The organism is Deinococcus aquatilis DSM 23025, assembly GCF_000378445.1.
GTDB classification, from domain to species: Bacteria; Deinococcota; Deinococci; order Deinococcales; family Deinococcaceae; genus Deinococcus; species Deinococcus aquatilis.
Genome location: NZ_KB899706.1, coordinates 15,248 through 27,984 on the forward strand (window position 1 = coordinate 15,248; position 12,737 = coordinate 27,984).

Consider the following 12,737-nt stretch of genomic DNA (forward strand, 5'->3'; position numbering starts at 1 on the left):
CAGGTTCATCTGAACTGGGGAAACGATACCTCCATCACGCCCTTCTCCACACCCCCTCTACCGTTTCAGCCGCCGAAGCACGCCTGAAACTTCCGGCATCTTGAGGGCCAGCGCAAGCAGCAGATAGGCGCTCAGGCCCACGCCGCCCGCCACAACCAGCCCCAGCACACCGGGGAAAATAAAACCGGGCGCAGGCATCAGGCGGGAGATGAACCACGCCAGAGCGCCTGCCAGCGCCGCCATCGGCAGGATGCGGGCCAGATGCGAGGCGATCTGGCGCGACGGAAAGCCCAGAGCGCGGCGGTACAGCAGGGCCAGCGCCCCGGCCATCAGAATGCCGCTGATGGTGGTGCTGACGCCGAAGCCCAGCAGGCCCAACTGCGGCACCAGCAGGCGGTACAGCCCCACTTCCAGCACAAAGCCGATGGCGCTGATGATCACGGCTTCACGGGTGCGCTCGCGGGCATAGAAGGTCCGCAGCAAAATCGTGACGATGGCCCACGGCACCAGCGCCAGCGCCCAGCCGGTCAGAATGCCGCTTCCGGCCTCGAAGCGCGGCACGTCGTAGTTGGAGCGCAGATTGAACAGGCTGACGGCGTAGGGTGCGAGGGCGATCAGCAGGGCGCTCATGGGCGCGGCCAGAAAGGTGGTGGTGCGGACGGCCTGCGCGGTCAGTGACCGGAAGGCAGGCCAATCTTTTTCGGCGGCGTGCTGAGAAAAACGCGGCAGCAGCGCCAGCGCGGGCGACACCACGAACAGCCCGTTGACCATCGTGAAGAGGGCTTCTGCGTTGGAATAGCCGCCCTGTGTGCCCTGCCGAAACAGCGTGCCGTCGCTGAGCAGGCGCGTGACATACACGTTCAGCAGTTGGCGTGCGCCCGCCGTGAGGGTAAAGGGGGCCATCTGCCGCAGCACTCGCCCCAGCGCAGGATGCCGTATCAGCGCGGGCGTGGGCAGCAGCCCAAAACGCCGCAGCGCAGGCAGTTGCACCAGCAGTTGCGCCACCCCGCCGATCAGCCATCCGAAGGCCAGCCAGGTGGCCGTATCGGGCAGGAGCAGCAGCGCGATGATGCTGGCGATATTGAAGGCCACCGGAGCAAAGCTGGATTCGCGGAAATGTTCGTCGGCGTTCAGCAGGCCCATGGCAATGCTGGACAGGCTGATCAGCATCAGAAACGGCATGACCAGTTGCGTCATGTACACGGCCAGCGCCCGGTCTACGTTGGAGGTGCCCGACAGCAGCAGGTTCACGATCCACGGCGCAGCCAGGATGCCTACCGCCATCAGCACGAGGTTCACGGCGATCAGCACGCCCGAAAAGGCCGACGCCAACGCTTTTCGCTCGGCGGCATCCAGCGTCTTGTACACCGGAATAAAGGAGTTGACCAGTGCGCCTTCGGCCAGCAGTTCGCGCAGCAGGTTGGGAATCCGTACGGCCACCAGAAAGGCTTCCAGCAGCGTATTGCCAAACAGATTGATGATCTGCTGGCGCACGATTCCCGACAGCCGCGAACCCAGCGTTCCGGCCATCACGATCAGGGTGTTGCGGCCCACCGATTTCTGAGCGGGCTTTTTGGGGGTATGTTCCGGCCCTCCAGAAGCGGTGGTCGGTGTGGGCGTGGCTCCATCAAACTCGATCTGGATCACAGGTGGGGTGCTTGAGGAGCCTGAAGGCGGAACGGTCACGCGGTCAACTGTAGCGCCTCGCCGCCCTTATGCCCTCTCGCGCCACGTGAAAAGCTGTGGTAAACTCCCTCTTGCTTGTGGGGTTTACACTCCTAGAGCAGTGCGGAGAGGTGCCAGAGTGGTTGAATGGGTCAGTCTCGAAAACTGAAGTACGGGCAACTGTATCGTGGGTTCGAATCCCACCCTCTTCGCCAAAAAAAGAAAACTGCCCCGGACGGATGATGTCTGGGGCAGTTTAATTTGGTTTCCGTGAGTGTGGATCGTGGAGTGGGGGTTAACCACGTTCCACGATCCACGTTCTACATCCCACGTTCTTACAGTGCGCTCGCTCTCGGCTTCAGCGCTCCCTTCTCCTGCAGGTATTCCGCGATCTGCACGGCATTCAGGGCCGCTCCCTTCAGCAGTTGGTCGCCCGACACGAACAGTTCCAGTCCGCCCTCAAAAGCGAGGCTGGAGCGGATGCGGCCTACCTCTACGTCATATTTTCCGCTGGCGGTGAGGGGCATGGGGTACAGCTTGGCGGCGGGGTCGTCGCGCACTTCCACTCCGGCGGCGTGGCGCAGCAGTTCGCGGGCCTCGTCGGGGGTGGCGGGTCGCTCCAACTCCAGCGTAATGGCCTCGGAGTGGGTCCGCAGGGTGGGAATCCGCACGGCGGTACAACTGATGATCAGGCTCTCGTCGCCCAGAATCTTGCGGGTTTCCCACGCCACCTTCATTTCCTCCTTGGTGTACCCGTTGTCCTGAAAGGCGTCGATGTGCGGAATCACGTTGAAGGGAATCGGGTGGGCGAACACGGTGGCGGTGGCTTCCTTGCCGTGAAGCTGCATATGCGTCTGCTCCAGCAGTTCTTCCATGCCCTTCTGGCCCGCGCCGCTGGTGGCCTGATAGGTCGAAACGATCATGCGCTTGACGCCGTATTTGCGGTGCAGCGGCGCAACGGCAACCACGGCGATGGCGGTGGTGCAGTTCGGGTTGGCAATGATGCCCTTGTGGGCGAGGGCGGCTTCTCCGTTCACTTCCGGCACCACCAGGGGCACGTCGGCGTCATACCGGAAGGCGCTGGAGTTGTCGATCACCAGTGCGCCGCCCGCCACCCACGCCGGGGCCAAGGCTTTGCTGATGCTGCCGCCCGCCGAAGCCAGGATCACGTCGGCGTCTATGGCACCTTCGGGGGTGGCCTGCACGGTCAATTCCTGCCCCTTGAAGGGCAGTTTCAGGCCCGCCGAACGGGGCGAGGCGTACAGTTGCAACTCGCTGAAGTCCAGCGTGCTGTTTTCCAGCACCTTCATCAACTCGTGTCCGACCGCGCCCGTGGCTCCAACGATAGCTACTTTTAGTCCGTTCATAGGCAATCCGCTCATAGGTCTATCCTCCCAGAAAAAAAGTCCAGCACCCGCCTTCCGCCCTCTTGCCATCCAAAAAAATCCGCCCCACGACTCTCGCAGGGCGGTACTGTTGGATTGACAATTCCAGCAGGCCGCCCCTCAGGAAGTAATAGTTTCCTGGGGAATGGTCAGCCGAATGGCAGGGACACAACGCATGGTCAAACGGTAGCGGTCCGGCGGGTGCAGGTCAAGCGGGCAGGCTAGGGGGGTTCTAGGTTCAGAACTCGCTCTAGACTTGCCTCATGAAGCGCGTCCTGATCACGGGCATGTCAGGCACCGGCAAATCTTCGGTGATAGAGGCTCTGGCGGCGCGTGGATTCACGGCCATAGACACCGACTCGGACCAGTGGTGTGAATGGCAGGTGGGTGCAGAAGGCGAGGCGGCGGAACCCGACTGGATCTGGCGAGCAGACCGAATGGCACAGTTGCTCCGCGCCTCGCAGATCACGGCCCTGTTCGTGTCAGGCTGCAAGTCCAATCAGGGCCAGTTTTATCCATACTTTGACCAGATCGTGCTGCTGAGTGCGCCCCCAGAAATCATGCTGGAGCGGATCGCGGCCCGCACCAACAACCCGTATGGAAAAACGGAAGCACAGCGCGAACTGATTTTGCAGCACCTGAACTGGGTAGAGCCGCTGCTCCGGGCGCGGGCCACCGTGCAGATAGACACTTCCCGCCTCAGCGTGGCCGAAGTCGCGGATCAGTTGGCCGCTTTGGTGGCCGACCCTGTGACCTGAACGGCCCAATGACCTGAAGTGTTACTTCTTGCGCTTCAAGAACCCCAGCCATCCGGCCTTGTTCGCCAGGCTCTCCGGCGTACTGCTGCGGGTGGCAGGTGCAAAATCTTCCAGCTTGATCTCGGCCTCGGGGTGCGGCGCGGTCTGCCACTGGCCTTCGGGGGTGGCAACTGCCCCACCAAAGCGCCCAGCGGCGTACAGCGCGTGCAGGTGCTCCTGCTCCTCGGTGTTGGCGCGGGGGTCTGCGAGGGCTTCCAACATGGCAAGCAGGCTGTCGTCGTCGCAAGTCCAGTGGCCCTGTGTAAAGGTCGCTTCCTTGCCGTATATGCGGATTCTGGCGGGCATGAACCACTCCGGGCCGGGCGGGCTGACCACCGTCCGGGCAATATGTCAGTTGAAGTTTTGACCCCTACACAATAGCGCACCGGGTCAGTGAGGGACGTGAATCCGGTGGCCTGACCTGCCCGTTCAGATGGACGCTGCGTATCAACCCCAGTCTGTTTCGCAGCCCGCCCTCCTGAAAGGGGAGCATCAGACGCAGTTCTTCCCACCCTGATGGGGGCGTTGCCAGGCAACGGGGGTTAGCTTTTTTCTCCCAGCCGACGCTCGGTCCCGCCGGTCAGCCGCCCGATGTTGTCGCGGTGTTGGTAGATCAGCAGGGCCGAGAGCAGCGCCACAGCCACGCACAGCCACACACTCTGGCCTGTGACCAGGGCCACCAGCGTGCCCGCGATGACGCCCAGAATGCTGCCCGCCGAGACCAGACGAGTGAGCCAGACGGTGGTCAGAAAGATCACTGCCGTGCCGATGCCCACCACCGGAATCAGCGATACCATCACGCCGAAGGTGGTGGCCGCGCCCTTACCGCCCCGGAAGCCCAAAAAGGGGCTGAAATTGTGGCCGATGACGGCAGCGATGCCGCACAGGGCCGCCACGTTCTCACCGAGTCCCAGCCAGCGGGCCAGCCAGATCACCAGCACGCCCTTGAACACATCAAAGGTCGCGACGGCCACGGCCGGGCCTTTGCCCGCTGCCCGCATCATGTTGGTCGCGCCGCTGTTGCCGCTGCCCACCTTGCGAATATCGATGCCCCGTGCGCGGGCCAGCCACGCCGCCGCCGGAAGCGAGCCGAGCACATAAGAAATCAGGACAGCCAGGGCCGCAGTCAGAGTCACGCCCAGAATTGTACGCCGCCTTTCTTTGAAGCCGCGTTTGGATCAGGTGGGGCGGTGCAGCACACAGGTCTCAGAGTCAGTACACTGCGCCATGATTTCGGCGGCGCTGACAGGAGAACAGAGACAAAGGGTGGTACGGGTGGCACGCGGCCAGGAAGACGGTGATCTGCTGATTCGGGGCGCGTCGGTGGTGCAGCCCGCCACCCGCGAAGTCTTTGAAGCCGATGTGGTGGTGGCGGAGGGCCGGATTGCCGCCTTTGGATCAGGCTACCGGGTGGCGCGGGTGGTCGAGGCAGGCGGGACGTTTCTGGCTCCGGGGTTCATAGACGGACACGTTCACATCGAATCCAGCCTGCTGACTCCGGCGGGATTTGCGCGGGCGGTCCTGCCACGCGGTACCACGGGCATCGTGGCCGAACCGCACGAACTGGTCAACGTGGTGGGCGCGGCGGGCCTCGGCTGGATGCTGGAAGCGGGCCGAAGCTCTGGCCTGCGGGTGTGGGCCTCCGCGCCTTCTTGCGTGCCCGCCAGCGGTTTCGAGCAGGGCGGCGCGGTGGTAGGGGCCGCCGAGATTGCCGAGATGCTGGCCCATCCCGGCGTGCTGGGGTTGGCCGAGATGATGAATTATCCGGGCGTCCTGAATGCCGATCCCGGCGTGTGGGACGTACTGGAAGCGGGGCGCAGGGCGGGGCGGCGCATGGACGGGCACGCGTCGGGGGTGCAGGGGCGCGACCTGCACGCCTACGCGGCGGCGGGCCTGCACTCCGACCACGAGGCCACCACCCCCGAAGAAGCCCGCGAACGCCTGCGGGCGGGCCTGTGGCTGATGGTGCGCGAAGGTTCAGCGGCCCGCAATCTGGCGGCCCTGTTGCCCGTGCTGCGGGAAGGCCCGCGCCGCGCCATGCTGGTCAGCGATGACGTCAGCGTCGATGAGTTGCTGGAACTCGGCCACCTTGACCGACTGCTGCGAATGTGCGTGGCAGGCGGCCTGCATCCCGCCGATGCGGTGGCGCTTGTCACCTGCAATCCCGCCGAATACTGGGGCCTGCACGACTTCGGCCTGATTGCGCCGGGATACCACGCCGATTTTGTGTTGCTTAAAGACCTGAAGGGGTTCGAGGTGCTGGAAACCTTTGTGGGCGGGCAGGAAGCGCGGGCCGGAACAGTCACGCCGCCGCTGCCGGGTGGAGGCGTGAATCTGGGTGCAGGCTGGAGTCAGGCCACCTTCGACCCACCCGCCCACTGGCCCGTGATGCAGGTGCGGCCCGACCAGATCACCACCGGGGTGGGCGCACCCGGCAGCGGCGACACCCGTCTGGTCGTGGCCGACCGCTATGGCCGTGCAGAACTGGGCCAGAGCGCCCACAGCACCTGCTGGACATCCGGCACAGGTCTGACGGGCGGCACCCTGGGCATCAGCGTGCTGCACGACGCGCACAACGCGGCCTTTCTGGGCGGCACCGACGCCGATATTCGGGCAGCGGGCGCGGCACTCGAAGCCCTGGGCGGCGGCGTGGTGGTGGTGTCGGGCGGCGAGGTGCGGGCCTCCTTGCCGCTGCCCTACGCGGGCCTGATGACCGCTGCCGATCCACAGGTGGCGGCGGCGGCACTGGGAGAAATTACAGCGGCGGCGCGGGCGCTGGGCTGCGTTTTGCCCTATCCGGTCACGACCCTCAGTTTTCTGGGCCTCACCGTGATTCCGGCCCTCAAGCTGACGCCACGCGGTTTGTTGGATGTCGGAGCATGGCAGATGACCGAGGGGTCAGGACATCAATAAACGTGAAATATCTCATTTATTTCTTTAGGAATGGCGAATACACCCGGAGTTTATAGAATTGGGAGTCACTTATGCTGCTTTTGCGTTTAAGATGATGTGAGGCTTTTCGCATTCGCATGACTTCTCTCTTTCGCCAACCGAATCGCAACGCTCCAGTGCTGACCCCTGCTCAGGCATCGCGGGCCTTTTCGTGGACTCGCTTTCTGATTCTGCTGGCGCTCCTGCTGACCCAACTGGGCACGATCACGGGCGTGCTGTGGGCCAACCGGCGCAGCGGTGAAGCCGTCTTGCAATCACAGGCCCGCGAAAGCCTGAAACAGCTGGTACGTGTAACCGGTGACAATGCCCGCTCCTCTCTGCAAACCGCAGTTCAGATCGTGCAGATCAATGCGGCCCTGATCAGGGGAGGACAGCTCAATACCTACGACTCCGGAGAGGTCAGCATCGTGTTCGGCACCATGCTGGACGCCGTGCCGCAACTGGACTCGGCCCTGCTGGGAGACTCGGAGGGACGCTTCGTTCTGGTGCGCCGAAACGGAACAGGCCGTTACATCAAGGTCATAGAGCAGTCTCCCCGGCGGCAGACCACCGTGACCACGCTGGACGCCGCAGGCCGCCTGATTTCGCAGACCAGGCCTGCCGATTCCTATGATCCGCGCACGCGGCCCTGGTACAAATTGGCGGTGCTGCGTCCAGGCCAGACGATCTGGACGGCTCCTTACGTCTTCACCTCCTCTCAGTTGCCGGGCATCACCGTGGCGTCGGCCCAACGGGGTCTGGACGGCGGTGATCTGGTGATCGGGGTAGACGTGCAACTCAGCGGCCTGACGCAGATGCTGGAGCGTGTGCAGTTGACGCCGCGTGGACGGGCGTTCATCACCGATGCCGAGGGCCACGCCATCGCCGCTTCCCGTGCTTGGCCGCGCACCGTTCAGGGCCGCGTGCCCAAGCTGACCGAGGTGGGTGACCCGGCCCTGCGTGCCCTGTTGGGGGACGGCGGCCTGCCACGCCTGAAGGTCGGCCAGACGGTGGGCAGCGAGGTGACGCGCCGTTACCGGGTGGGCGGCGAGCCTTACGCGGCCGTGCTGCGCCGCGTGGAAGTGCAGCCGGGCGTCCACTGGGTGGTGGGCGTCTATGCACCAGAATCCGACTTTACCGGAGAGCTGGACAGCGTTTTTCATCAGCATCTGCTGATCATTGCCATGATGACGCTGCTCAGCGGCCTGATCGCGTGGCCGCTGGCTTTCAGGGTGACCCAGCCGTTTGCCGCGTTGCAGCGGCAGGCCACCACCGACGCCCTCACAGGTCTTCGCAACCGCGCCAGTCTGCTGGCCCAACTGAGCGAGGACGTGAGGCGCAGTGCGACCAGCCCCCACACCAGAGAACTGGGGGTCGTCATTCTCGATCTGGACGGCTTCAAGACCATCAACGACACCTACGGGCACGCGGTGGGCGATGAGGTGCTGCACATGGTCGGCGCGAGTCTGCTGGGTGCGGTGGGCGTCGGAGATACCCTGGGGCGGCTGGGCGGCGACGAATTTGCCCTGATCCTGCATGGCGAGAGCCGTGAGAGCGTGCGTCTGCGGGTCGAAGGAATTGTGCAGACCATCGTTGTGCGGCCCATCACGGTCAACGGCGTGACGCATCCGCTGGGAGCGACGGCGGGACTGGTGTTTCACGATCAGATGGTGCCTGCGCCGCACACCCTGGAGGAGATTGAGGAGATTTCACACGCCCTGCTGCTACAGGCCGATACGGCTCTGCTGAGAGGCAAAAAGCGTGAAAAGGGACGGGTCTGGATGGCCGAAGAAATCAGCGGAACGCTTCTGCTGGACTGATGGAACGGAGAGGCGTCCTGTGGGCAGGTTGACAACAGTTCAGCGCCGCACCTGCAGCGGCTGCGCCCCGAACACCTGTGCCCTCAGGCTCTCCCGCGCCGCGTTCAGTGCCCGGTCAAGCTCTGGCCCCCGCCTTGAGGCCGAACGCAGCCACACCGCCCCGCCTGCCGTGTGCCCGCAGGCCAACTGACCGGGCAGGGCGGGCCAGTGCTGCACGCTGCCGCTGCCCACCCAGACCCCGCTGGCGGCGTAATCCAGATCGCCCCAGACGCCGGGGGCGCGGGTGTGCTGCCCCGGCTCCAGCTTCAGGTGATCCAGATACAGACGGGTCGTGGCGTTCCAGACCTCTACGCGGCTGCGGTAGTCGGCAAAAGCCAGCCGCTCGCCCATGTGGACGCGCCCAGACGCCAATGTTTCGCTGAGGCCCAGTTCCGCGCCGTCTTCGAGGTCGGCCCGCACGGTCTGGGCAAAGGCGCTGCCCGCAAAGGGCAAGGTGCGTTCCGGGTAGTATTCCAGCCGCCCGCCCGAAGCCACCCGAAAGCGGATGTCCTGTGTGGCCCGCGCCCCCGAAGGCGAAGGCTGAAGCCGGGTGGCCGACTGCGTGAGGATCAGCACCCGTGCGCCCGCGCCCACCTCGGCCACGATTTCGCTGTGATCGCCGCCCAGCACGCCGCCCGTCGGGTTGACCACAAAGACCATCAGCGTGCCGCAGGGCAATTCAAAGGGCCGGATGATCATCAAGGGCGCTTTTTGCTGGTCGCGGGCCAGCACGGTTTTGCCCCGCTTTTCTTCAAACGTCAGGTGCAAGATTCCGGTGCGGGTGCGCTGTCCCGGCGTGGTGTCCGGCCTCATTCCTGAAGGCCCACCCTCGGCGGCGTGACGGCCCTGAATAGCAGGTCGTGTTCGATCCACGCGATCACCTCGGCCACCCCCAGCCCGCGTTTGAGGTCGGTAAACACGTAGGGCCGCACCTCTCCCTGTACGGTGCGCTGTGCCCGTGCGTCGGCGTCCATGACCCGCAGATCGGCCCCCACATGCGGCGCGAGGTCGGTTTTGTTGATCACCAGCAGATCGGAGTTGCGCACGCCGGGGCCACCCTTGCGCGGCACTTTTTCTCCACCCGACACGTCCAGCACGAACAGCCAGGCGTCCACGAGTTCCGGCGAAAAAGAAGACGCCAGATTGTCGCCGCCCGACTCGATAAAAATGAGTTCCACGCCCGGAAAATCGGCCTCCAGAGCTTCCACCGCCTCCTGATTCAGCGACGTGTCCTCACGGATGGCGGTATGGGGGCAGCCGCCCGTCTGAACGCCCCGGATGCGCTCGGCGGGCAGCGCGGCGGCGGCGGTCAGAATCCGCTGGTCTTCAAAGGTGTAGATGTCGTTGGTGATGACGGCCAGGGCGTAGCGCTCCCGCAACTCGCGGCACAGCCTTTCCAGCAGCGCTGTTTTGCCCGAACCCACGGGGCCACCAACACCAATTTTCAGCGGAGCAGGGGAGGGGGTCACGTCACGCAGTCTGGCGCATTTTTCGGCAGGAATCTGGAGCACACGCAATCCGTCTCAGGTCTGAAACAGCCGGGTTTCCAATCCCGCCTGCTCCTGTGCGGCAATATCCAGCAGCGGCGAAAATCCGCCCAGATCATCGGCGGTGGCGTGTAGCGCGGCCTGAATGCAGGTCTGTGCGGCGTGTTCGGCCAAACGTGCCGCCCGCTGAGCTTCCAGCCCGCCCAACCGCATCAGGCGCGTGGCAGAGGTGACGCGGCCCAGCAGATACGCACTGACATAGGCAGTCACGGCATCGGCCTGAGACGCGCCCAGGGCGGCGGCCACCGCCCCAAAACTGGTGGCGTGGTGGCGCGTGGCGGGCAGGTCGGCCAAGTCCTGCGGCCAGAGGTGCAGCGCGGCACGGCGCAGATTGGCCCCGACCCGCAGACTGGCCTCACGCGGCCCCCGCACCAGCTTCAGGTCGGTCAGCAGGGCGTCCAGCTCGGCCAATTCGGAGGGGCTGGCGGCCCAGGCCAAGGCGCAAGCGGGCGCGTCTTGCTGGCCCCAGCCGTGGGCCAGTTGCCCACACAAAAAGTCGGCCAGTTGGTCGGCGCTGCGAACCGTACCGCTGGCCGTCAGCGTTTCCAGCCCGTCGCTGAAGGCGTAAGCCCCCGTTGGAAAGGCCGAATCGGAGAGTTGCAGCAGCCTCAGCAGGGCGGGCAGGCTCATTCGTGTTCCCACGCGGGCCGCCCCAGAAACGGCCTATGCTCACGGGTGAACGGCACGCCCAGCCGGGTCAACAGGAGTTCTATCGGCGCGTCCCACAGCACCAGAAACGTATTCTGATCTTCCACGAAGTCGCGGTGCAGATTTCCGATGGCGTGCGCCACCTGCGCCGCTTCCCCCATGCTGCGCGGAACCACGGCGGCCACGTCTTCCGGCGCGGCGGCCACCACGTAGGTCATGCCATTTACGCTGTCCAGCACGCTGCCGGGGGCCAGATACGTGCCCGTGGGAAACGCCAGCAGCAGTTCCGTTCCATCGGGCGCAGTCAGGCGGCGGCGCACCCGGCGGCGATCCAGCGCGGTCATCGGCACCTCGATCACTGCTGTCCCAGAAGGAATCGGCGTTTCTGCCTGTTGCCCGTTCAGGCGCAGGCCGAGGCCCGAGAGCTTGCGGGTCATGGCAGCGGCAGCCCACGAACAAAGCTGTACCACGCGTCCAGCCCGCTGCCCTTCTTGCTGCTCAGTTCGATGACCTGAACGCCGGGCCGGGCGCGGTCAATATTCTCGCGGCACAGCGCCGAATCGAATTCCACCGCCTCCGCGATATCCATCTTGGTGATTACCACCACGTCGGCGGTATTGAACATGGTCGGGTATTTCAGCGGCTTGTCCTCGCCCTCGGTGGTGGAAATCAGCACGGCGCGGGCCGCCTCGCCCAGATCGTAGCTGGCGGGGCAGACCAGATTGCCCACGTTTTCCAGAAACAGCACGTCCAGCGCCGCCAATTCAAAGCGCGGCAGGACGGCCTGTACCATGCTCGCATCGAGGTGGCAGATGGTTCCGGTCACGATCTGTTCGGCCTGTGCGCCCCACTGCCGCAGCCGCGCCGCGTCGTTCTCGGTGGCGAGGTCGCCCACGGCCACCGCCATTCCGATCTGGCCCTGAAGGTCTTGCAGCGTGCGTTCCAGCAGCGCCGTTTTGCCCGCGCCGGGGCTGGACACCAGATTGATGGCCCGCACGCCCGCGTCCTGAAAGGTGCGGCGATTGTCGGCAGCTACGCGGTCATTGTCTTTCAGGATGTTCTGGCGCACGGTCACGATTCGGGGGGCAGTGGTCATTGTTCTCCTTTCGTTCAACTCCAATTTATTCCAGCTCCAGTTCGTCCAGTTCCAGTTCATCGCCCTGAAGCAGCGTGGGCGTGGGCAGATCGCAGACCGGGCAGCGCAGCCCAAGGGCAAGCTGGAGTTCGACGGGGCCATGTGTGGGGCAGGCTCCCACCCCCGGCACGGGCACGATGCTCAGGCGTGCGCCCTGAAGCGGCGTGCCCTGTGCGGCGGCGGGAAAGGCGGCCTGCAACGCTTCGGGCACCACCGCCGACCACTGCCCGATCCGCACGGTCAGCGCGGTAACACGTTCGCCGCCGTGCTCGTGCAGGGTTTCGGTGGCAACGCCAATCAGCGAAAGGGCGATGGAGGCTTCGTGCATAGGGCTAATTCAGTGGGCCTGAGAGGAGAGTGGGAGTGGTCAAGCTTTCGTTGAGATGAGCCAAAGCCTTGACATACTTATCGAGGATGGTTTCAGGAACAGCCGCCCCGTCATCATTTTGGACTCTCCTTGCTTCTTCAAGTCTGGCAAGTGTTTCCAATAAAACCGAGTGGTCTTGCTGAGGAAAACGCTCCGGCAATTGACAGAGAATGGGCACAGCCACAAAAGTTGCCGGATAGATCGTTCCCTGATGTTCTATCTCCGCCAGAATGTTTTCAAACAAAGGAATTTCGTCGTCTGGATAGAAACCTTCGGCGGTGAGCATCCAGTCGTAGTCTCCCGGCCCTTCAATAAGGCTACGTTCAAGCCATTCGGCAAGGCGAGGATTCTTGTAACAACTCTGGGTCAATAGATTGAGTTCTTGCTCGGTAAAGATGGACAT

The 12,737-nt window shown here is 64.3% G+C and carries 14 protein-coding genes and 1 tRNA gene; 4 read left to right on the plus strand and 11 right to left on the minus strand.

The annotated features are described in order from the left end of the window. Window positions 1–57: 57 nt before the first annotated feature. Window positions 58–1,686: a murein biosynthesis integral membrane protein MurJ gene (murJ, locus tag F561_RS0108540; protein ID WP_157451677.1), complete on the minus strand. Its 1,629-nt coding sequence runs from the start codon at window positions 1,684–1,686 to the stop codon at window positions 58–60. A gap of 104 nt (window positions 1,687–1,790) precedes the next feature. Between murJ and F561_RS0108545 the strand changes: the two genes are divergently transcribed. Further along, window positions 1,791–1,880, plus strand: a tRNA-Ser gene (locus F561_RS0108545). Between the two features lie 120 nt (window positions 1,881–2,000). Here the strand turns inward: F561_RS0108545 and F561_RS0108550 are convergent. After that, window positions 2,001–3,047, minus strand: a complete 1,047-nt coding sequence (locus tag F561_RS0108550) for an aspartate-semialdehyde dehydrogenase (protein ID WP_245556475.1) — start codon at window positions 3,045–3,047, stop codon at window positions 2,001–2,003. Window positions 3,048–3,313: 266 nt separating this feature from the next. Between F561_RS0108550 and F561_RS0108555 the strand changes: the two genes are divergently transcribed. Then, window positions 3,314–3,808, plus strand: a complete 495-nt coding sequence (locus F561_RS0108555; RefSeq protein WP_019009544.1) for an AAA family ATPase — start codon at window positions 3,314–3,316, stop codon at window positions 3,806–3,808. A gap of 21 nt (window positions 3,809–3,829) precedes the next feature. On the opposite strand, the gene F561_RS0108560 is transcribed toward F561_RS0108555, so the two are convergent. Together F561_RS0108560 and plsY are read right to left on the minus strand one after the other, a co-directional pair. After that, the gene (locus F561_RS0108560; protein ID WP_019009545.1) at window positions 3,830–4,153 is read right to left on the minus strand and encodes a hypothetical protein; all 324 of its coding nucleotides are present in this window, start codon (window positions 4,151–4,153) and stop codon (window positions 3,830–3,832) included. A gap of 236 nt (window positions 4,154–4,389) precedes the next feature. After that, window positions 4,390–4,983 carry a glycerol-3-phosphate 1-O-acyltransferase PlsY gene (plsY, locus tag F561_RS0108565; protein WP_019009546.1) on the minus strand — a complete coding sequence of 198 codons (594 nt, stop codon included), beginning with the start codon at window positions 4,981–4,983 and terminating at the stop codon, window positions 4,390–4,392. Window positions 4,984–5,074: 91 nt separating this feature from the next. On the opposite strand from plsY, the gene F561_RS0108570 reads away from it, so the two are divergent. Then, window positions 5,075–6,760 (plus strand): adenine deaminase C-terminal domain-containing protein, encoded by a 1,686-nt coding sequence (locus F561_RS0108570; protein ID WP_019009547.1) that lies wholly within the window; start codon window positions 5,075–5,077, stop codon window positions 6,758–6,760. A gap of 116 nt (window positions 6,761–6,876) precedes the next feature. Continuing rightward, entirely contained in the window at window positions 6,877–8,598 is a 1,722-nt protein-coding gene (locus tag F561_RS0108575) for a sensor domain-containing diguanylate cyclase (RefSeq protein WP_019009548.1), read from the plus strand. A gap of 39 nt (window positions 8,599–8,637) precedes the next feature. Here F561_RS0108575 and F561_RS0108580 read toward each other — a convergent pair whose 3' ends face one another. The 7 genes from F561_RS0108580 to F561_RS0108610 are packed head-to-tail and all read right to left on the minus strand — an operon-like array spanning window position 8,638 to window position 12,737. After that, window positions 8,638–9,450, minus strand: coding sequence for an urease accessory protein UreD (locus F561_RS0108580; RefSeq protein ID WP_019009549.1), 813 nt, complete (start codon window positions 9,448–9,450; stop codon window positions 8,638–8,640). Continuing rightward, window positions 9,447–10,106, minus strand: a complete 660-nt coding sequence (gene ureG / locus F561_RS0108585) for an urease accessory protein UreG (protein ID WP_026298727.1) — start codon at window positions 10,104–10,106, stop codon at window positions 9,447–9,449. The genes F561_RS0108580 and ureG overlap by 4 nt, the downstream gene beginning before the upstream one ends. Before the next feature lie 54 nt (window positions 10,107–10,160). Beyond that, window positions 10,161–10,814 carry an urease accessory protein UreF gene (locus F561_RS0108590; protein ID WP_019009551.1) on the minus strand — a complete coding sequence of 218 codons (654 nt, stop codon included), beginning with the start codon at window positions 10,812–10,814 and terminating at the stop codon, window positions 10,161–10,163. Further along, the gene (gene ureE, locus F561_RS0108595) at window positions 10,811–11,269 is read right to left on the minus strand and encodes an urease accessory protein UreE (protein WP_019009552.1); all 459 of its coding nucleotides are present in this window, start codon (window positions 11,267–11,269) and stop codon (window positions 10,811–10,813) included. The genes F561_RS0108590 and ureE overlap by 4 nt, the downstream gene beginning before the upstream one ends. Next, the gene (gene hypB, locus F561_RS0108600) at window positions 11,266–11,928 is read right to left on the minus strand and encodes a hydrogenase nickel incorporation protein HypB (RefSeq protein ID WP_019009553.1); all 663 of its coding nucleotides are present in this window, start codon (window positions 11,926–11,928) and stop codon (window positions 11,266–11,268) included. Before hypB ends, ureE begins: the two co-directional genes overlap by 4 nt. A gap of 25 nt (window positions 11,929–11,953) precedes the next feature. Further along, the gene (locus tag F561_RS0108605) at window positions 11,954–12,295 is read right to left on the minus strand and encodes a hydrogenase maturation nickel metallochaperone HypA/HybF (RefSeq protein ID WP_019009554.1); all 342 of its coding nucleotides are present in this window, start codon (window positions 12,293–12,295) and stop codon (window positions 11,954–11,956) included. A 4-nt stretch (window positions 12,296–12,299) separates the two neighbouring features. Further along, complete coding sequence (locus F561_RS0108610) at window positions 12,300–12,737, minus strand: hypothetical protein (protein WP_019009555.1); 438 nt, start codon at window positions 12,735–12,737, stop codon at window positions 12,300–12,302.